Annotated in this window: 19 protein-coding genes and 1 pseudogene; 12 read left to right on the forward strand and 8 right to left on the reverse strand. The window is 66.2% G+C overall.

The window, feature by feature from the left end; translation table 11 throughout:
* Nucleotides 1–2: 2 nt before the first annotated feature.
* Genes G6N23_RS02970 through G6N23_RS02985 form a run of 4 tightly spaced genes read right to left on the reverse strand, consistent with a single transcriptional unit; the run spans nucleotide 3 to nucleotide 3,246 of the window.
* Nucleotides 3–1,370: a cytochrome P450 gene (locus G6N23_RS02970; RefSeq protein WP_165758711.1), complete on the reverse strand. Its 1,368-nt coding sequence runs from the start codon at nucleotides 1,368–1,370 to the stop codon at nucleotides 3–5.
* A gap of 19 nt (nucleotides 1,371–1,389) precedes the next feature.
* The gene (locus tag G6N23_RS02975) at nucleotides 1,390–1,593 is read right to left on the reverse strand and encodes a ferredoxin (protein ID WP_085261699.1); all 204 of its coding nucleotides are present in this window, start codon (nucleotides 1,591–1,593) and stop codon (nucleotides 1,390–1,392) included.
* Nucleotides 1,594–1,633: 40 nt separating this feature from the next.
* Nucleotides 1,634–2,494: a mycofactocin-coupled SDR family oxidoreductase gene (locus G6N23_RS02980; protein ID WP_085261700.1), complete on the reverse strand. Its 861-nt coding sequence runs from the start codon at nucleotides 2,492–2,494 to the stop codon at nucleotides 1,634–1,636.
* A 41-nt stretch (nucleotides 2,495–2,535) separates the two neighbouring features.
* Nucleotides 2,536–3,246 (reverse strand): SDR family NAD(P)-dependent oxidoreductase, encoded by a 711-nt coding sequence (locus G6N23_RS02985; RefSeq protein WP_085261864.1) that lies wholly within the window; start codon nucleotides 3,244–3,246, stop codon nucleotides 2,536–2,538.
* 226 nt (nucleotides 3,247–3,472) lie between these two features.
* On the opposite strand from G6N23_RS02985, the gene G6N23_RS02990 reads away from it, so the two are divergent.
* The 12 genes and pseudogenes from G6N23_RS02990 (at nucleotide 3,473) to G6N23_RS03045 (ending at nucleotide 15,616) form a co-directional block, all read left to right on the forward strand.
* Nucleotides 3,473–4,981 carry an aldehyde dehydrogenase family protein gene (locus tag G6N23_RS02990; protein ID WP_085261701.1) on the forward strand — a complete coding sequence of 503 codons (1,509 nt, stop codon included), beginning with the start codon at nucleotides 3,473–3,475 and terminating at the stop codon, nucleotides 4,979–4,981.
* Nucleotides 4,978–6,183 carry a CaiB/BaiF CoA transferase family protein gene (locus G6N23_RS02995; protein ID WP_085261702.1) on the forward strand — a complete coding sequence of 402 codons (1,206 nt, stop codon included), beginning with the start codon at nucleotides 4,978–4,980 and terminating at the stop codon, nucleotides 6,181–6,183. Before G6N23_RS02990 ends, G6N23_RS02995 begins: the two co-directional genes overlap by 4 nt.
* 107 nt (nucleotides 6,184–6,290) lie before the next feature.
* Nucleotides 6,291–6,479, forward strand: a pseudogene (locus G6N23_RS21810) (thiolase C-terminal domain-containing protein); the annotation flags it as partial.
* A gap of 21 nt (nucleotides 6,480–6,500) precedes the next feature.
* The gene (locus G6N23_RS03005) at nucleotides 6,501–7,802 is read left to right on the forward strand and encodes an MCE family protein (protein WP_085261703.1); all 1,302 of its coding nucleotides are present in this window, start codon (nucleotides 6,501–6,503) and stop codon (nucleotides 7,800–7,802) included.
* Nucleotides 7,799–8,827 (forward strand): MCE family protein, encoded by a 1,029-nt coding sequence (locus tag G6N23_RS03010; protein ID WP_085261704.1) that lies wholly within the window; start codon nucleotides 7,799–7,801, stop codon nucleotides 8,825–8,827. Before G6N23_RS03005 ends, G6N23_RS03010 begins: the two co-directional genes overlap by 4 nt.
* A 46-nt stretch (nucleotides 8,828–8,873) precedes the next feature.
* Entirely contained in the window at nucleotides 8,874–9,968 is a 1,095-nt protein-coding gene (locus G6N23_RS03015) for an MCE family protein (RefSeq protein ID WP_085261705.1), read from the forward strand.
* A complete protein-coding gene (locus tag G6N23_RS03020; RefSeq protein WP_085261706.1) occupies nucleotides 9,965–11,419 on the forward strand; it encodes an MCE family protein in 1,455 nt (484 codons plus the stop codon). The genes G6N23_RS03015 and G6N23_RS03020 overlap by 4 nt, the downstream gene beginning before the upstream one ends.
* Complete coding sequence (locus tag G6N23_RS03025; RefSeq protein WP_173675043.1) at nucleotides 11,416–12,588, forward strand: MCE family protein; 1,173 nt, start codon at nucleotides 11,416–11,418, stop codon at nucleotides 12,586–12,588. The genes G6N23_RS03020 and G6N23_RS03025 overlap by 4 nt, the downstream gene beginning before the upstream one ends.
* A complete protein-coding gene (locus G6N23_RS03030) occupies nucleotides 12,589–14,163 on the forward strand; it encodes an MCE family protein (protein WP_085261707.1) in 1,575 nt (524 codons plus the stop codon).
* A 44-nt stretch (nucleotides 14,164–14,207) separates the two neighbouring features.
* Nucleotides 14,208–14,684, forward strand: a complete 477-nt coding sequence (locus G6N23_RS03035) for an Rv2253/PknI dimerization domain-containing protein (protein WP_234808663.1) — start codon at nucleotides 14,208–14,210, stop codon at nucleotides 14,682–14,684.
* A 12-nt stretch (nucleotides 14,685–14,696) separates the two neighbouring features.
* Complete coding sequence (locus G6N23_RS03040) at nucleotides 14,697–15,125, forward strand: hypothetical protein (protein ID WP_085261709.1); 429 nt, start codon at nucleotides 14,697–14,699, stop codon at nucleotides 15,123–15,125.
* A gap of 32 nt (nucleotides 15,126–15,157) precedes the next feature.
* On the forward strand, nucleotides 15,158–15,616 hold the full coding sequence (locus G6N23_RS03045; RefSeq protein ID WP_085261710.1) for a hypothetical protein: 459 nt from the start codon (nucleotides 15,158–15,160) through the stop codon (nucleotides 15,614–15,616).
* On the opposite strand, the gene G6N23_RS03050 is transcribed toward G6N23_RS03045, so the two are convergent.
* From G6N23_RS03050 to G6N23_RS03065, 4 genes are all read right to left on the reverse strand, one after another.
* Entirely contained in the window at nucleotides 15,617–16,204 is a 588-nt protein-coding gene (locus G6N23_RS03050; protein WP_085261711.1) for a twin-arginine translocation pathway signal, read from the reverse strand.
* The gene (locus G6N23_RS03055; RefSeq protein WP_085261712.1) at nucleotides 16,201–16,962 is read right to left on the reverse strand and encodes an Rv1363c family protein; all 762 of its coding nucleotides are present in this window, start codon (nucleotides 16,960–16,962) and stop codon (nucleotides 16,201–16,203) included. The genes G6N23_RS03050 and G6N23_RS03055 overlap by 4 nt, the downstream gene beginning before the upstream one ends.
* A 93-nt stretch (nucleotides 16,963–17,055) precedes the next feature.
* Nucleotides 17,056–17,484 (reverse strand): Rv2576c family protein, encoded by a 429-nt coding sequence (locus G6N23_RS03060; protein WP_095174257.1) that lies wholly within the window; start codon nucleotides 17,482–17,484, stop codon nucleotides 17,056–17,058.
* A gap of 203 nt (nucleotides 17,485–17,687) precedes the next feature.
* Nucleotides 17,688–18,389: an IclR family transcriptional regulator domain-containing protein gene (locus tag G6N23_RS03065; protein WP_085261866.1), complete on the reverse strand. Its 702-nt coding sequence runs from the start codon at nucleotides 18,387–18,389 to the stop codon at nucleotides 17,688–17,690.
* Between the last annotated feature and the right edge of the window lie 115 nt (nucleotides 18,390–18,504).

Below are 18,504 nucleotides of genomic sequence, written 5' to 3' on the forward strand. Positions count from 1 at the left end.
ATTCAGTCGAGAACGACGGCTTCCCTGCGCTCGGTGATCGGCAGGGCGCACTGCTGCTCGTCGCAGATCCGCTGCAGATTCTCGATGGTCTCCTCCAGCCCGGGGCCGATCCGCGGGCCGGGGGTGAACGTCGCGGGCAGGTGCCGCATGCCCTGGATGACGCCGATGGTGTCGTAGTGCACGGTTCCCTTCGGGTCACACCGATAGTCGGGCATCCGGTCGAGCACCGCGGTCAGCATCGACTTGAACACGGTGCGCGCCACGTTCGAACCCACGCAGCGGTGCACACCGAGTCCGAAGCTGAAGTGCCGGTTGCCTTTACGGTCTAGTTCCACCCGGTTGGGTTCATCGAAGATCGACGGATCCCGGTTGGCCATCGCCCAGGACAGCCACAGCCGTTCACCCTCTTTGAACCGCGTGCCCAGTAGCTCGGTGTCCTCGGCGAAGGTACGGCCGTCGCCGGCAGCCGGGGTGAAGTAGCGCAGGAACTCCTCGGTCGCGGGGTCCAGCAGGGTGTCGCGCTCCCGACTGAGCCGCTCACGCTCGTCGGGGTGCTCCGACAGCCACTCCAGCGAGTGGGCGGTCAGGGCGGTGGTGGTGTCGAACCCGCCGCCGATCACCAGGCCGACCATGCCCAGAGCGTCGATGTCGGGAACCGGTTCGCCGTCGATCTGCGCGGTGGCCAGAGCATTGACGATCCCCGGACGCGGGTTCTGTTTGATCTCAAAGTAATTGGTGAGGAGGTCGATGCCCATTTGCCGGTGCAGTTCGGCGACCCGCACCGAGTCGGGGTCGTGCTCGGGCGTGTAGACCGCCGCGTGGACCGGCTCGCAGTAGATCGTCCAGTTCTTCAGCGGAATCCCGAGCATCGCCAGCGTGAAGACCGCAGGCGCAATGTTGGCCAGGTCATCGACGAAGTCGATGCGGCCTTCCTCGATCCTCTCGTTGATGCAGGCGCGCACGATGTCGTCGATGAAGGGTTCCCAGCGCTTGATGGCGGCCGGCGACAGGTACGGGTTGACCACGTTGCGGTAGAAGCGGTGTTCGTCGCCGTCCATTTCCAGCATGCCGCCACGGACCCCGACGGCACGTTTGGCCGGCGGAATGGAGATCCCTTTGTAGCCCTTGCGTTCGTTGTTGACATCGTGGTCGTTGGAGACGTGCGGGCACCGGGCCAGTTCGAAGACTTCCTGCGCGCCGGCCGCGACCCAGTGGCCGTCGTACGCCTCAGTCCACGCCATCGGGCACTTGGCGTGCATCTCTTCGGTGATCGACTCGAAGTTCAGCCGGTACTCCGAGGTGTGCCGGTCGAAGTGGTAGGCCCGTTCCTTCTTGTGAGCACTGTTGGTGACGGCTTCGTTGATGCTCAAGGCATTGTCTCCCTTGTTACTAACTGTCGTCGTCGGTGAGGATGATGGCCTGCTCCGGGCACGACCGGACGGCTTCGCGTACCAGGTCGTGCTGATCGGTCGGGACGACCTCATGTGCCGCCGTGGAGTGACCGTCGATGTCGTCGAGGTCGAAGGAATCCGGCGCGATCATCTTGCACAGGCCGTGGCCCTGACAGCGCTCCGGGTCAACCCAAACTTTCATGCTGCTCCTATCGAACGTGCCGAATTTCGTCGCGCCGCGATCAGACGTGGTAGTCGTACCACTTGAGGTATCCGCCGGCGTCGACCCGCAACTGCATACCGGTGACGTAGCGGGCCTCGTCGGAGGCGAGCCAGAGCACCGCGTTGGAGATGTCCACCGGCTCGATGAACGGCACCTTCATCGCCTGCTGCACATAGAACGCCGGCTCGGCGTCGGCGCGGGTCGGGTGGTCCAGATCCGGCCGGAACGAGCGGTACATCGGCTCGCTCTGCAGCATCTCGGTGTTGCAGTTGGTCGGGTGGATGACGTTGGCGCGGATGCCTCGCACCGCCAGCTCGGTCGCCAGGTCGTGAACATACTGGGCGATAAGGCGTTTGGAGGTCATGTAGGCCATGCCGCCCGGGTCGTTTCCGGGATTGGCCTTCTGGTGGGCGTCCATCAACGCCGCCGCCGAGGAGGTGGCGACGATCGATGCGCCCTCGCCCAGATGCGGCAGTGCGACCTGGATGCCGTTGATGGTGCCGACCAGGTTGGTGTTGATGACGTCGATCCAGGCCTGCAGCGGCGGGTTTCCCTTCATGCCGGCCACACCGGCCTGCGCGACGACGATGTCGAGCTTGCCGAACTCGGCGATCCCGGCGTCCAGCGCGGTCTTCAGCGCCGCCGCGTCGCGCACATCGGCCTGCGCGGTGACGATGCCGCGCCCGGTCTTCTCGACCAGCTTGGCGGTCTCCTCGAGGTCTTCGGGCCGTGCCATCGGATAGCCGATCGTCTCGATGTCCTGGCACAGGTCGACCGCGATGATGTCGGCGCCCTCCTCGGCCAGCCGCAGCGCGTGGCTTCGGCCCTGCCCGCGGGCAGCCCCCGTGATGAATGCGACCTTTCCGGCAACGCGTCCCACAGCTGTTCCTTTCGTTATCGAATGCCTCGGTGCGGTCAATGTCAGGTGTTGCGACCGCCGTTGACGCCCAGGATCTGCCCGGTGATGTAGCCGGCCTCCTCGGAGACCAGGAAGGCGCACGCCGCGGCGATGTCTTCGGGTCGGCCCATCCGGCGCACGGGCGTCTTGGCGATGTTGTCGTCGATGTCGCCGAGGAATCCGTGGTCTGCGGCGTTGCGCAGCATCGGGGTGTCGATGAAGCCGGGCGGCACGGCGTTGACCGTGATGCCGCTCGGCCCGTATTCCAGGGCCAGGGTCTTGGTGAGTCCGTTCACCGCGGACTTGGCCGCGACGTAGTGCGCCATATAGGGGGTGCCGGAGTGCGTGCTCGACGAGGAGATGTTGACGATGCGCCCCCAGCCGGCCTCGACCATGTCGGGCAGCACCGCCTGGACGGTGTGGAAGACACCGTTGAGGTTGATGTCGATGATCTGCTGCCAGTCCTCGAAACTGATGTGGCTGAACTTCTTGAAGCCGTCCTTGCCGGCGGCGTTGACGAGGATGGTGACCGGACCCAGCTGTTGGCGGATCTGCGTCAAGGCCGCGTCGATCTGGCCCCGGTCGGTGACGTCGGCGGCGAACGCCAAGTCTTGCTCGCCCGGTTTGAGGTCGATGATCGCCACCCGGTGGCCGGCGTCTCGCAGACGGGTCACCACCGCCGCGCCGATGCCCGAGGCGCCCCCGGTCACGACAGCCGTTCTCGCGAGGCCCATCTCGGTCACAAAGAATCCCCTTTCCAAGGTGTGAGAATCGTACTCTCGTACAACTGTTTCTGGCAAGGCTCGGTGGCACCGGCTCCCAGCAGGGATGATGCCGAAACGCTGCGCTGCCGTGCCGTCCAGCGATAGGGCTGACGGGTTCCGACTCCGCTTGAGTTCTCCTCGTCGAGATGTATGATTCGCCGCACATGAGAATGTAGTTATCCGGCGGGAGGCTTGCATGGGTTCGCAGGAAACGGCAGCGACCACCACCGACGGTGCGAAGGCCACTGCGCAGGTTGCCGCCCGGCAACTGCTGATCGACGGCAAGCTGGTGGGCGCGGAGAGTACCTTCGCATCGCTCAACCCGGCCACCGGGGAAGTCCTGGGCCACGCGCCGGACGCCGGGGTGGCGCAGGCCACCGCGGCCGTCGCGGCGGCGCGGCGCGCATTCGACACCGGCGACTGGGCCACCGACACTGCGCTGCGGATCCGCTGCCTGGATCAACTGCATCAGGCTCTGGTCGAGCACCGCGACGAATTCGCCGCGCTCACCATCGCCGAGGTCGGGGCCACCGCGGCGCTGAACCAGGGCGCACAACTCGACCAGCCGATTGCGATCGTGCGCTATTACGCCGACCTGCTCCGCGACTATCCGATGACCGAAGACCTCGGCAACGTCGAGAGTCGCGGGATGCTGCACCACCGCTGGGTGGAGAAAGAAGCCGCCGGCGTCGTCGCCGCGATCATCGCCTACAACTACCCCAACCAGCTGGCGCTGGCGAAGCTGGCCCCCGCGCTGGCCGCCGGTTGCACCCTGGTGCTCAAGGCCGCCCCCGACACCCCGCTGGTGACGTTGGCGCTCGGGGAACTCATCGCCAACCACACCGACATCCCGGCCGGGGTGGTCAATGTGCTCAGCTCGTCGGACGCGCAGGTCGGCGCGGTGCTCACCACCGATCCGGACGTCGACATGGTCACCTTCACCGGATCCACCCCCACCGGGCGGGCGATCATGGCCGCCGCCAGCGGGACGCTCAAGCGGGTATTCCTCGAACTCGGCGGCAAGTCCGCGGCGATCATCCTCGACGACGCCGACTTCAACATGGCCGCGGTGTTCGCCTCGTTCTCGATGGTCACCCACGCGGGCCAGGGCTGTGCCCTGACGTCGCGACTGCTGGTGCCCAACACCCATCACGACGAGATCGTCGAATTGATCAAGACCAACTTCTCCCACGTGCGCTACGGCGACCCAACGGACCCGAAGACTTACATGGGCCCGCTGATCAGTGCCAAGCAGCGCGACAAGGTCGACGGCATGGTGCAGCGCGCGGTCGCCGCGGGAGCCACCCTGGTGACCGGCGGCGAGAAGGTCGACCCCGGCTTCTTCTACACCCCGACGCTGCTCACAGGAGTCGACCCGGACAGCGAGATCGCCCAGGAGGAGGTCTTCGGGCCGGTGCTGGCGGTGATCGGCTACGACGACGACGACGATGCGGTGCGGATCGCCAACAACTCGATCTACGGGCTCTCCGGGGCGATCTTCGGCGCCCAGGACCGTGCGCTGGCCATGGCCCGGCGGATCCGCACCGGAACGTTCTCGATCAACGGCGGCAACTACTTCAGTCCGGATGCCCCGTTCGGGGGATATAAGCAGTCCGGCATCGGCCGCGAGATGGGCGTCGCCGGTCTAGAGGAGTTCCTGGAGTCCAAGACATTCGCCACGCCGGTCGCCGGGCAGCCCGGATGAAGCCGCTGGAGGGCATTCGGGTGCTCGAGGTCGCGATGTACGGCTTCGTCCCGTCGGCCGGTGCGGTGCTGGCCGAATGGGGTGCCGAGGTCATCAAGGTCGAGCACGCGGTCACCGGAGACCCGCAGCGCGGGTTGCGCCAGACCGGCATGCTGCGCGTCGAGGGCGACCCCAACCCCAACATCGAGCACGCCAACCGCGGCAAGCGCAGCATCGGCTTGGACGTGTCGATACCGCAAGGCCGCGAGGTGTTGCTCGAACTGGCAAAGCGCGCAGACGTCTTCCTGACCAGTTTTCTGCCCGGACACCGTAAGAAGTTCGCCATGGACGTCGAGGACATCCGTGCGATCAACCCGAAGATCATCTACGCCCGCGGCAGTGCGCTGGGCCCCCGCGGCATCGAATCGGAAAAGGGCGGCTACGACATGACCGCCTTCTGGTGTCGCGCCGGTACCGCGGCCACCATCACCCCGCCCGGTATCGAGGGCATGATCGGCCCGCCGGGGCCCGCCTACGGCGACACCATCTCCGGTACGAACCTGGCCGGCGGTATCGCGGCGGCACTGTTCAAACGTGAGCGCACCGGTGAGCCCTCTGTCGTCGACGTCTCCCTGCTGGGTAGCGGCCTGTGGGCCATGGGCCACACCGTCGCCTTGACCAGTCATCTGGGCGAGCGGCTGGTCCAACAGCCGCCCGGTGTGCACGGCTCGCCGATCAACCCGCTGGTCGGGGTCTACGCGACCGCTGACGAGCGCTATATCTCGTTTGTCATGATGCAACCCACCAAGTTCTGGGCCGACGTGTGCAAGCACATGGAACTCGACGCCTACATCGACGATCCGCGGTTCGCCACCGCGCAGTCGTTCGCCGAGCACACCCCGGAGGCCGTGGAGATCCTGCGCGAGGCGATGGCCAAACGGACGCTGCCCGAGTGGAGTGAGCGCTTCGCCACCCTGGCCGGCCCGTGGGCGCCGGTGCAGGACACGCTGCAGGCCGCCCAGGACGCGCAGATCCGCGCCAACGACTACATCGTGCAGGCCGGCGAACTCGAGTTGGTCGCCAACCCGGTCCAGTTCGACGTCACCGCCGCGGAAACCGGCCCGGCCCCCGGCTTCGCCGAGCAGACCGACGAGATCCTGTCCGACCTCGGGCTGGACTGGGACCGGATCATCGAACTCAAGACCGTCGGCGCGGTCACCTGAGAAAGCCGGGGATCGCGATGCCGCACGTAGCTTCGATCGGCACCTACCCGCCGTGCTGGGGAACCCCCCGCCGGCGGGCCGGTGACGACGAGGTTGCGCTGACCGCGAAGTGCAAAGGCCACCCACCGGGTGCCACCGGTGTGGCACAGTGCGTAGAACTCTTTCGAGCAGGTGCGCGGTACGGCGGTCAACCAGGTCGATGGTGCCCGGATGGCTTGGCGCACAACATCGGGGGGCCGACGGCGGTGTCGGCGGTCACCATCGTGGAAGGGGGCGGCAGCGATGGATCACGCTGACGTCGGGGTTTCGGCGGAGTAATGGCTCTCGAGGCGACTGCAGATCCACCGTTGGGACGGGAAGTCGACGATCGGGACCAGCGGGGCTCCGCCGCGGGCCAGCACCGGCCCGTCGGTCAGCGGCGGGAGCAGCCGGCCTACCTGCGGCCACTGATCGGGCTGGTGACCGTGGTAACGATCGCAGCTCTGGTCGGGCTGCCGATCGCGCTGTTCCGGGGCAGCTTCACCCGCACGGTCGCGGTCACGGTGGTGTCGCAGCGGGCGGGTCTGGTGATGTATCCCGACGCCAAGGTCAAGCTGCGCGGTGTTCAGGTGGGCAAGGTCGGGGCCATCGATCCTCGGCCGGACGGCACCGCGGTGCTGCGGCTGGACTTGCAACCCGACCAACTGCGGTTGATTCCGGCGAACGTCACCGCCCGGATCGCCTCCACGACGGTGTTCGGGGCCAAGTCCGTCGAGTTGGTGGCGCCGCCGGATCCGGAGGCGACCCGGCTGCATGCCGGTCAGGTGCTGGCGGGCGAACATGTCACCGTCGAGATCAACACGGTGTTCCAGCAGTTGGTCCGGGTGCTGGACAAGATCGATCCGATGAAGCTCAACGAGACCCTCGGCGCCATCTCGACGGCCTTCAACGGTCGCGGGCACAAGATCGGGCAGGCGCTCACCGACTTCGACAAGTTGCTGGCCGAACTCGAGCCCAGTCTGGACACCCTCGAGCACGAGGCCGCCACGATGGCGCCGGTGTTCCGGTCCTACGCCGATGCGGCCCCGGACCTGACCGCCACCATCGCCAACACCACCACCATGAGCGAGAGCATCGTGCAAGAGCGCGAGAGCCTGGACACCTTCCTGCTCAGTGCCATCGGCCTTGCTGACACCGGCAACGAGGTGCTGGGCGAGAACCGGCAGAGCCTGGTCGATCTGACCCGGACGCTGGAGCCGACTGCCCAATTGCTGGACAAATACCACGAGCAACTCGGCTGCGCGATCGGCGGCCTGGTGCCGTTCGCGAAGTCACCGCCCATGCCAGTCCCCGGCATCGTCATCACCGCCAGCTTCACCCTGGGCAAGGAACGCTACCGCTATCCCGACCACCTGCCTAAGGTGGCGGCCACCGGCGAGCGCTCCTATTGCGCAGATCTCGGGCTGCCCGACGTGCCGCCGGAGTTCAGGCCGCCGGTGTTGGTCGCCGACACCGGGGCCAACCCGTACGAATACGGCAACCAGGGCATTCTGCTCAACTCCGACGGCCTCAAGCAGGCGCTGTTCGGGCCGATCGGCGGTCCGCCGCGCAACAGCGCCCAAGTGGGGATGCCGGGATGACCCGCTCATGGCAGACCCCGGCCAAGTTCGGCGTTTTCGCCGCGGTGATGCTGCTGGCCACCGTATTCCTGTTCGCGATCTTCGGGGAGGTGCGGACCGGGCCGACGGTCGGCTACAGCGCGGTGTTCAACGACGCCTCCCGGCTGAAATCCGGGGACAGCGTTCGAGTCGCGGGGGTGCGGGTCGGAACCGTCGGCGGCGTGGCCCTGCGGCAGGACGGGACGGTGCTGGTGAAGTTCAACGCCGACCGGGCCATCCCACTCACCACCGGCACCCAGGCCACGGTGCGTTACCTGAACCTGGTCGGCGACCGCTATCTGGAGCTGGTGGACGCGCCGGGATCGACCAGGCTGTTACCGGCGGGTGCCCAGATACCGGTCGAGCGGACCGCTCCAGCATTAGATCTGGACTTGTTGCTCAACGGCCTCAAACCGGTGATCCGCGGACTGAACCCCCAGGACGTCAATGCGCTGACCGCATCGCTCATCCAGATCATGCAGGGCCAGGGCGGCACCATCGACTCGCTGATGTCGCAGACGTCGTCGTTCTCGAACTCGCTGGCAGACAACAGCCAGGTGATCGAATCACTGATCGACGAGTTGCGCACGGTGCTGGCCACCCTGACCAGCGGCGACAAACGGTTGTCCGGGGCGATCGACCGGCTGAACAAGCTGGTCAGCGGGTTGGCGGCCGACCGCGACCCGATCGGGACCGCCGTGACCGCCCTGGATCGCGGCACCGCGTCACTGGCGGATCTGCTCGGCAGCGCGCGCGATCCACTGACCGACACCATCCATCAGGTCAATCGGCTGACGAAGGCCGTCAACGCAGACCAGGCCGGCTTGGACATGTCGCTGCAGAAAGCGCCGGAGAACTATCGCAAGGCCATCCGGCTGGGGTCCTACGGCGGCTTCATCCAGTACTACCTGTGCGCCGTGCAGATCCGCGTCAGCGACACCCAGGGCCGTACGGCGGTGTTCCCCTGGATCAAATCGGAGGAGGGCCGATGCAGCGACAACGAATGACCGTCGTACCGCTCGGTACTCGGCCGGGAAGACGCGGTAGGCACTGATGCTCAAATATCGCGGAACCCACTTGTTCCGGATGGGCTTCATCGGCGCCATCCTCACCGCTTTCGTCGTCGCGATCGGGCTGCAGCCCGAACAGTTGATCCAGTGGGCCACTTCGGTGCGCTACCAGGCACGCTTCGCCGAGGCCGGCGGGCTGACCACCGGCGCCGATGTCACGCTGTCGGGGATCAAAGTCGGCTCGGTCACCGACGTCGCCCTGGACAACGGAGACGCCCTGGTGACGTTCACGATGGCCGGAAAGCACCCGCTGGGGTCACAGAGCACCGCGCACATCCGCACCGGTTCGCTGCTCGGCGAGCGCGTGCTGACCGTGGAGCCGGCGGGCAGCGGCAAGATGCGGCCCCTGGACGTCATCCCCATCACCCGCACGTCGTCGCCGTATTCGCTGACCGACGTGGTGGGGGAGCTGACCTCCAACACCGCCGGTACCGACACCGAATCCCTCAACCAGTCGCTGGACACCCTCTCGGAGACCATCGACCAGATCTCTCCGCAGCTGGGTCCCACGTTCGAGAGCCTCAGCCGGATGTCACGGTCGCTGAACAACCGCAACGAGAGCCTTGCCGAGCTGCTCAAGTCGGCGGGCGACATGAGCGGTGTGCTCTCCGAGCGTAGCCAGCAGATCAACTCGTTGATCCTCGACGCCGACAGTCTCGTCGAGGTGCTCAACTCCCGCCGCGAAGCGATCGTGGGCCTGCTCGTCAGCACGTCGGCGGTGTCCCGGCAGCTGAACGAACTCGTCGCGCAGAACAACGAACAGCTCAAACCGACGCTGGACGAGATCAACTCGCTGAACAAGATTCTGATCAAAAATCGCGATAATCTCGCGAAAGCGCTTCCCGGCCTGGCGAAATACGAACTCACCCAAGGCGAAGCCGTGTCCAACGGCGCGTTTTACAGCGCTTATATCCCGAACCTGCTGCTGCCGCAGCTGTTCCAGCCGTTCCTGGACTACATCTTCGGGTTCCGGCGCGGTGTCGACGCCGGGCAGCCGCCGGACAATGCCGGACCTCGCGCCGAACTTCCGTTCCCGATCAACGGGATTCCGCAACCAGGAGATCTGCCGCCACGATGAAAACGCGTAAACCATTGCAGATCGCAGCCAGCGCGCTCATGGCCGTGCTGCTGCTCGTGGGCGCGGTGATCCTGATCCGCCAGACCGTGCTGAAGCCGACCACGGTCACCGCCTACTTCTCCAGTGCCACCGCGATTTACGCCGGCGATGAGGTAAAGGTCGCCGGGGTGAAGGTCGGCACCATCGACCGCATCGAACCGCATGGCAGCCAGGCCAAGCTCACACTGCGGGTCGACCGCAAGGTGCCGGTCCCGGCCGGCGCCAAGGCTGTCATCGTGGCACCCAACCTGGTGGCCGCCCGATTCGTTCAGCTGACGCCGGCGTACCACCATGGTGACGGACCCACCCTGGCCGACGGTGCGGTGATCCCGCGGGAGCGTACCGCCGTCCCGGTCGAGTGGGACGAGGTGAAAACCCAACTGAACCGGTTGGCAACCGAATTGGGCCCACGCAGCGGCATATCGGGGACCTCGGCCTCACGGTTCATCGAATCCGCCGCCAACGCCATGGACGGCAATGGCGCCAAACTGCGGGACACCCTGGCGCAACTGTCCGGGGTGGCCAGGATCTTCGCCGAGGGCAGCGGCAACATCGTCGACATCATCTCGGGCATGCAGACCTTCGTGACCGCGCTGCGCGAAAGCGATCAGCAGATCGTGGTGTTCGAATCGCGGCTCGCGACGTTGACCAGCGTGGTCAACGACAGCCGATCCAGCCTGGATGCGGCGCTGAACGACTTCTCGAGCGCGATCGACAAAGTGCGAGATTTCGTGGCGGGCAGCCGCGCGGAGACCGTCGAGGCCGTGAAGGGGCTTGTCGAAGTCACCCAGACGTTGGCCGAGGCCAAGAACGCGATCCGCAACATCCTGCACGTCACCCCGAATGCGATCGCCAACACGCTCAACATGTACAACGTGTCGAGCGGAACCCCGGTCGGTTCCTTCGCGTTCACCAACTTCTCCAATCCGGTCCAGGCGATCTGCGCGATGATCGGTGGCATCAGCAACGCCACGTCGGCCGAGACCGGCAAGCTGTGCTCGCAGTACCTCGGCCCGGCCGCGCGGTTGCTGAACTTCAACGGGTTGCCGTTTCCGGCAAACCCATATCTGGCCAAGTCGGCAAGCCCGGACAAGCTGATCTACACCGATCCGGCCCTGATGCCGGGCAACCAGCAGCCGGCAACCACCCTGCCCGAGCAGGAGCCGACGGTTTCGGCCTACACCGGTCTGCACGGCGATGTTACGCCGCCACCGGGATGGACGGATCCGCTGCAGCCGCCCGGTTCCTATGTGCCCAATGGCCTTCCCGCCGTTGCCACCCCACCGGTGTACGTGGGGGCGCCACCGCCGAGCCCGACGACCTTCGATGGGATGCTGCTGCCCAGCGGCCCGGCGCCTGGACCCGTCCAGCCGGGACCGCTACCTGCCGAAGAAGGGACGCCGTCGCCGTGAGCGCTCTCCGTTCTATTCGGCGCGGTCTGTCGCTGGCCTGCGTGGTCGCCGGCACCGCGACTGGTTGCGCATTCGGCGGTCTGAACTCGATCCCGCTGCCGGGCGTCGAGGGGCACGGTGCGGGAGCGCAGCATTTCTCCATCGAGGTGGCCAATGTCGGGACGCTGGAATCTAATTCGCCGGTGCTGCTCTCCGACGTCGTGGTCGGCAGCGTCGGCAAGATGACCGTCGACAATTGGCACGCCCGCGTCGAGATCGCGGTCAACCCGGGGGTGGAGGTCCCCGCCAATGCCGTGGCGACCGTCGGGCAGACCAGCCTGCTCGGATCGATGCACTTGGCACTCAATCCACCGGTGGGACAAGCACCCTCGGGCCGACTGGCGTCCGGGGCGACCATTCCGCTGAATGCCTCCTCGACCTATCCGTCCACCGAGCAGACGCTGTCATCGTTGGCGGTACTGGTCAATGGGGGGGGACTGGGCCAGATCGGCGACATCATCCACAACTTCAGCGCCACCATGTCGGGCCGCGAAGGCGACATCCGCGATCTGCTCGCGCGGTTGGATCGGTTCACCGCGGCGCTGGAGCGCCAGCAAGACAACATCGTGACGTCGATCCAGGAAATGAACCGGGTGGCACATTTCTTCGCCGGACAGCGCGACACCATCGATCGTGCGTTGAACAAGATTCCGCCGGCCATCGATGTGCTGATCAAGGAGCGACCCAAGTTCGTCAGCGCGTTGACCAAACTGGGGCAGTTCGGCGACCTGTCCGCCGGCATGGTCAACGACGCCGGGCGCGAACTGGTCGCCGACCTCGTCCACTTGGAACCGGCGCTGGAGTCGCTGGCCGACATCGGCCCGGACCTGAACGCCGCGGTGGCGTATGCCACCGCGTTCCCCTACGGGCCCAACGCCATCGAGCGTGCGGTCCGGGGAGACTTCCTGAATCTGTTTGCCATCTTCGACCTCACCAAGCCGCGACTCAAGCGGGCATTGTTCGCCGGCACCCAGTGGGGTGATGAGAACGCGAAACTGGTGCCTGCGCCCGGTGACCCGTGGTACCTGAACTACTCCTACGATCCGCTGCAGGAGCCGATCCTGCAGTCGTCGGGACAGGCCGGTCCGCCCGGCCCGACCGCCCCGCCGGCGCCGGAAGGTGGTGGGTAGATGCTGACCCGTTTCGTCCGGATGCAGCTGATCATCTTCACGATCGCTTCGGTGCTCGGGCTGGGGATGATGTTGTTCGGCTACATGCAAGTGCCGACGCTGTTCGGGATCGGCAGGCTGACGGTCAAACTGGAGCTGCCGGAGACCGGGGGGCTCTACCGGTTCTCCAATGTCACCTACAACGGGGTGCAGATCGGCGTGGTGACCGACGTTGCACTCACCGGCAACGGGGTTCGCGCGACCCTGTCGTTGGATCGCTCGCCGCGGATCCCGGCGGATCTGACCGCGGCGGTGCGCAGCGTGTCGGCGATCGGCGAACAGTACGTCGACCTGATGCCGCGCAGCGATGGTGCTCCGTTCTTGCAGAACGGTTCGGTGATCGCGGCATCGGACACCGAGGTGCCCCAACAGGTCGGCCCGATGCTCGATCAGGTCAGCGCGCTGGTCGACAGCATTCCCAAGGACCGACTGGGCAATCTGCTCGACGAGACCTACCTGGCTTTCGATGGTGCCGGCTACGACTTCCAGTCATTGCTGGACTCGGCGGCCACCATCAGCGGTGATGCCAACCGGGTCTCGGATCGACTGCGCACGCTGATCGACGACGGCGCACCGCTGCTCGACTCGCAGGACAAGAGCACCGATTCGATCCGGACGTTCGCCCGCAGCATGGCCGGGATCAGCGAGCAGGTCGCCGTCAATGACCCGCAACTGCGCACCATCCTGCAGCGCGGCCCCGGCTTCGCCGATGAGGTGTCCGGTCTGCTGCAGGATCTCAAGCCGACCCTGCCGATCCTGCTGGCGAACATGAACACCGTCGGGCAGGTGCTGCTGACCTACAACCCGTCGATCGAACAGCTGATGGTGCTGCTGCCGGGATACATTGCGGTCCAGCAGTCTTTCGGCCTGCCGAAGAACAATGCCACCGGCATGCCGCAAGGCGACTTCACCCTGACCTTCGGCGACCCCAACGCCTGCACGGTGGGGTTTCTGCCGCCGTCGGCGTGGCGTTCGCCGGCCGACACCACCACGATCGACACCCCGGACGGCTTGTACTGCAAACTGCCGCAAGACTCGCCGGTATCGGTGCGCGGAGCGCGCAACTTCCCGTGTATCGAGCACCCGGGCAAGCGCGCGCCGACGGTCGAACTCTGCGACGATCCGAGGGGCTTTGTCCCGATTGCGATGCGCCAGCATCTGACCGGCCCGGGTCCGATCGACCCGAACCTGCTCAAGCAGGGCATTGTGGTCGACGACCGAGTGGATTTCAGTGACCGGCTCTTCGCGCCGACCGAAGGCACCCCGTTGCCGCCGGGCGCCGTACGGTCGGGCACGCCACCCGATGCCCCCCGACCGGTGGTGCCGGCGCCGCCGCCGCAAGCCCCCCAGCCGCAAGCCCCGCCGGGGGCCGCGCCTTCCGGTTACGCGGACAGCGGTGCGGGAGCGTCGGTCGCGGTGCTGCCCTACGACCCGAACACGGGCAAGTACATGACCGCCGACGGCCGGTATGAGCAGCAGACGAACCTGGCGGTCGGCGCTACCGCCAGGTCATGGACCGATCTGATGCCGGCCTGATTGGAGGACAACTCATGCGTGTGCGTGAAACAGCGTTTGCCGCAATGGCGTTCAGCCTGATCCTGGCGACTGCTCCTATGCCGGCCGCCCAGGCGGATGTGAACTTCGAACTCAACGGTGCCTATCAGGTCATCGCGAACGGTGATTGGGCGAAGACCAACGAGGTCTTCATGGATGAGAAGACCGAGATCTCGGTCTGGACGTTTCACTCCAGCTGCGCCAATGCCCACCAATGCTCCGGCCAGGTGACCAGCGACCAGGGCTGGACCGCACCACTGGAGTTCCGCACCTCGCGCTGGATCGTTGACCGCTATCACCCGGACTGGCAAACCTGTCCGGACGGCACCACCGCACCGGGCCGGCAGCGTTACCAGTTCCAGGGCAGCGATGCCAACGGCCAGAACGAAAAGCGGAACGTCGATCTGCTGGTCGGCTACGTCAGGACGATCGGTGTCTCGGGCGCGTGCGGACGCAATCAGCCCACGGTCATTCAGATACCGCTCAGCGTGCGACGCCTGTAGATAGGGGAATCGATGCAGAACATCCGTGTGATGACGGCCATCCTTTCGGCCGCCCTTGTAGCCGGCGCCGTGGCTGCGGCAGGATCCTCGGCGGCCGATCCGGGTTCACCAGTGCAACAGTGCGATTATCCGGCGTGCACCCCGGGGATCATGCCGAATGTCGTACTGGGTGCGCCGTGCTCGAACACCACGTACTTCGTCTTCGGGTCCGCTGTCGCAGGGCCCTCGACCGTGCCGGGCAGGCTGGTGTTCTGCGGTTCGCCGCGCCGCTACGAGCCGCGCTGGTTCCGGTCGCCGGAGATGCACGGCATCAAGGAGGAGGGCGCCAAGTGCGACGCCTATGACGGCGAGGTGGCCCAAGCGCCGGATGGACTTTTCCTGACTTGTGTCGCCGATGTCGCGAACGACGGCCAGACGTTATGGCGGCGCGGTGACCTGTAGCGGCACAGTGGATTGAGTCGAGGGAGCTCGCAATGTTACGAAGCACTTTCGGTGCGGCATTCGCCCTGCTGGCCGCCGCCACGGCGGTGGCGCCCAGCGCGGGCGCGGACATGCACTTCGGTAACTACGAGGTGCTGAGTAATCGCTGGACCGATGCTACCTGGGTGTGGGCGGCCTTCCCCTGCGAGACTCCGGGCAAGTTCGACGAGATGCCGGCCGGATGCGTCACGGTGAGCGCGGTGGACCGGCCCCATTTCTTCGGCCGCAGCTACTATGGCGGCACGGCCAGGCTGGTGGACGGCAGGTATTCGTTCACCACCGACGTCGGCGACGGCCTGCACTGTCCGATGGGACAGTACCTGCCGACCCGTGACACCTACACCTGGGATGCGAACACACTGTCCGGAGTGGTCGAATCACGTTTCGATGTCGGCTGTTTCAACGGGCCGCCGGGAATGAACACTTGGACGTTCGCCTTGGTGCGCATGTAGCTACACGGGGTCGAATGACGAGATCAACCAGCGTCCGTCGTGCTTCTGCAAGCCGACCTTGACACTGCTCATCGAGAACGAGCCGTCCGGATTCGCTTTGCTGATCGTGGTCTGATTGACGAACACCAGCACTTCGGCGGTCGTCGGTCGCAGCGACACGATGCCCTTGCGAACCACCGAGGCCGCGGTCTGCACGTCCTTCTGCCTGGCAGCCGGCGTGACGACTTTCTGGGTGAAATCGGTGTAGTAGGAAAGGAAGTCGCCCGTGAGGTGGCTCTCGGCGGCGGCGAAGTCCTTTTCCAGGGTCTTCGGAGAGTAGGTCAGCACGGCGGTCGCGCCGTCGGCAGCCGCGGCCAGCACCGCCTGCTCTGCCTCGGGCCCGAGTTGTTGATCGATCCGGAACACGCCAAAGTAGAGCCAGCAACTCAGCGCGGCGAGAGCCACCAGTGCCGCGGTGAGCGCAATCGCCATCCGCCGCGCCCGGGAGACGGCCGGCTGCTGCGGCTCGGTCTCGGGACCGCGCTCCAGCGCCGCGTATTCGTCGGCGGACGTTTCGACCGTCACCTCGTTCGCGTCGGATTCGCTCATGTCGCGAAGTCCACCTTCGACATCTTGAGTTGGTCTCCGTCGCGGGCCATGTGCACGGTAAGCCGCCAGTTGCGCGGCTCCTCTTTGGCGCCCGCGGTATTGGTGACCTTGGTGCTGGCCGCGACCAGCACCACCGCCTCATTGTCAGACATCGATTCCACGCCGGAGACGGTCGCGGTGGCCTCGGTGACGGTTTTCGACGTGCGCGCCGTCTTGGTGAAATCCTCGCTGTGGGATTCGAAATCCTTCTTGAACTCGCCGGTCGAGTTGTCGATGATGCGCTGGACGTCGTCGTCGACGGTCTCGTAGTTCAGCGACATCAGCGTCACCACGCCCTGCCGGGCGGCAGCGGCATACTCGGCGGATTGGTGTTGCCGCTGCACCACGCTGCGGTGGTGGATCAGCATCAGCGCGTCGCCCACGACAAGCCCACCGATGGCGAGGACGGCCAGCGTCGCGGCGACCCACGGCAGCCGACTCCGGAGGCGAATGAGTCGCACGGGGGCTTCGGCCGGCTCGCCGGTGTCCTCGGGGTTATCGGCGGTTGCGCCGGAGTCGGTATCCTCGTCCGTGACGTCGTCGCCTGACCCGGCGGCGGACTGCTCGCTGTCGCGTTGCAGTTTGAGCAGTCGGGCGCGCGCCCGAGCCGCTTCCGCCTCTGCCTCGGCAGCCTTCGCCTCTGCCTCGGCCAGCGTCAAGGCGTCCTTCGCGGCGTCGCCTTTGGTGGCGTCCGGTTCCGCGGAATCACGCGACGGCATACCGTCTCCTGTCCGTTGTCCACCCCGTGCCAATCATGTCCTTCACCAACGGGCGCTCACATGACCGACTCAAAACGGTAGCACCGGGGTGCCTCACCAGGTGCGCAGCGAGCAGAGCGCACCCCTGGTGCCCGCGTCGGTGGCGACGACGACGTCGTCGACGCGCAGTTCGCAGACGAACCCGGGCGCGGCAAGCTCCTGACGATGCCCGGGCAGCGACACCACCACCATTGCCCAGTCCTGCGGGTCGGCCAGCGTCGTCTCGAATATCCAGGGCTGATTGGGCCCGACGGTGACGTCGGCACGCGGGCTGTACTGGTAGGGATTGTGGCTGTACTCGCCGAAGTTGGGCGGCTGGACCTCCCGGTAGTAGATCAATGCCTGCGCCGTCTCCGTCGCGCTGACCGAGTAGCGGACCCGGTGCGCGTCATCGGCGCCGGCCGGGGTTGCGGCCACCAGCGTGCCTCCGAGCGCCAAGGCGCCCGCCAGCAAGGGGGCGGCGAACTGCCTAGCGGCTCTCACGGACTCCTCCACTGCTGTGCGCACACCCGGTGGCGACGCCCTGCCAAAGACTCAAGTTCTTTGCCGGGAAGAATATCATTTCCGTCCGGGTGTGCAGCGGAAAAACATCCTCAGTGCGCTCGGGGCACGGTGGTCGCCGCGCGTACGGCGCGGAAGCCGAAGACCATCGCCGGACGGCATGGGAGTTGTCCTCTCCGCGGATTTCAGCTGAGGATCTCGGACAGCCGACTGGCCGCCGCCAGCACGGCGTCGCGACCGCGCAGCACTACATCCTCGCGGTGCGAGATCAGGTTGATGCAGGTCGGTGGTGCGGGAGGTCGGCGGCGGACCGGAACCGCCAGCCCGAAGGTCCCGGGCTCGATCTCGTCGTGGGTGACCACCCAGCCGCGTTCCCGGGTCTGCGGGACGATGTCTCGTTCGTCTGGGCGCCGCGGCATGGCGGCCAACAACGCGATACCGGCGGCACCGAGGCTCAGCGGATGACGACTGCCCTCGTGGAAGGCCAGCTGGTACCCGACCTGGGTGGGCACGATGACGGCGACGGCCACCTGTTGGTCACCCTCGGCGACCAGCAGCGACACGGTGGTCTCGAGCTCCTCGGCGAGCGCGCGCAGCGTCGGCAGGCTCAGCTGGCGCATGTTGTTGTCGAAGGAGGCGCCGAGCACGGCGAGGGCGGCTGCCGAACGGAACCGGCCGTCATCTCCCTTGGCCACCAGCCGATTGCTCGTCAGTGTGTTCAGCAGGCGGTAGGCGATGGTCCGGTGCACGCCGATGCGGTCGGCGGTCTGTTGGATGGTCAGCCCCTGCGGCGTGGCGGCCACCGCCTGTAACACCGCCAGGCCCCTGGCCAGCGTCTGTGACCCCGGAGCGGTGTCGGCGGCAGCGTCGGACTTCAGCCTGGTCATCAGCACAACCTCCTTGACATACCCAGGGAAGAGTGACGCTCTTCAACATAACGTATATACATGTGCGATAAAAGTATGTCAGATATGACAGAATACGAGAATCATATTTCCGCCC

Origin of the sequence: Mycolicibacter terrae, from assembly GCF_010727125.1 — a bacterium.
Lineage (GTDB): Bacteria > Actinomycetota > Actinomycetes > Mycobacteriales > Mycobacteriaceae > Mycobacterium > Mycobacterium terrae.

Excerpts from the sequence above, each read along its gene's own strand:
- G6N23_RS02975 (WP_085261699.1), bottom strand. The coding sequence starts at position 1,593 with ATGAAAGTTTGGGTTGACCCGGAGCGCTGTCAGGGCCACGGCCTGTGC.
- G6N23_RS02985 (WP_085261864.1), bottom strand. The coding sequence starts at position 3,246 with ATGGGCCTCGCGAGAACGGCTGTCGTGACCGGGGGCGCCTCGGGCATC.
- G6N23_RS02990 (WP_085261701.1), top strand. The coding sequence starts at position 3,473 with ATGGGTTCGCAGGAAACGGCAGCGACCACCACCGACGGTGCGAAGGCC.
- G6N23_RS02995 (WP_085261702.1), top strand. The coding sequence starts at position 4,978 with ATGAAGCCGCTGGAGGGCATTCGGGTGCTCGAGGTCGCGATGTACGGC.
- G6N23_RS03005 (WP_085261703.1), top strand. The coding sequence starts at position 6,501 with ATGGCTCTCGAGGCGACTGCAGATCCACCGTTGGGACGGGAAGTCGAC.
- G6N23_RS03010 (WP_085261704.1), top strand. The coding sequence starts at position 7,799 with ATGACCCGCTCATGGCAGACCCCGGCCAAGTTCGGCGTTTTCGCCGCG.
- G6N23_RS03015 (WP_085261705.1), top strand. The coding sequence starts at position 8,874 with ATGCTCAAATATCGCGGAACCCACTTGTTCCGGATGGGCTTCATCGGC.
- G6N23_RS03020 (WP_085261706.1), top strand. The coding sequence starts at position 9,965 with ATGAAAACGCGTAAACCATTGCAGATCGCAGCCAGCGCGCTCATGGCC.
- G6N23_RS03030 (WP_085261707.1), top strand. The coding sequence starts at position 12,589 with ATGCTGACCCGTTTCGTCCGGATGCAGCTGATCATCTTCACGATCGCT.
- G6N23_RS03035 (WP_234808663.1), top strand. The coding sequence starts at position 14,208 with ATGGCGTTCAGCCTGATCCTGGCGACTGCTCCTATGCCGGCCGCCCAG.
- G6N23_RS03040 (WP_085261709.1), top strand. The coding sequence starts at position 14,697 with ATGCAGAACATCCGTGTGATGACGGCCATCCTTTCGGCCGCCCTTGTA.
- G6N23_RS03045 (WP_085261710.1), top strand. The coding sequence starts at position 15,158 with ATGTTACGAAGCACTTTCGGTGCGGCATTCGCCCTGCTGGCCGCCGCC.
- G6N23_RS03050 (WP_085261711.1), bottom strand. The coding sequence starts at position 16,204 with ATGAGCGAATCCGACGCGAACGAGGTGACGGTCGAAACGTCCGCCGAC.
- G6N23_RS03055 (WP_085261712.1), bottom strand. The coding sequence starts at position 16,962 with ATGCCGTCGCGTGATTCCGCGGAACCGGACGCCACCAAAGGCGACGCC.
- G6N23_RS03065 (WP_085261866.1), bottom strand. The coding sequence starts at position 18,389 with ATGACCAGGCTGAAGTCCGACGCTGCCGCCGACACCGCTCCGGGGTCA.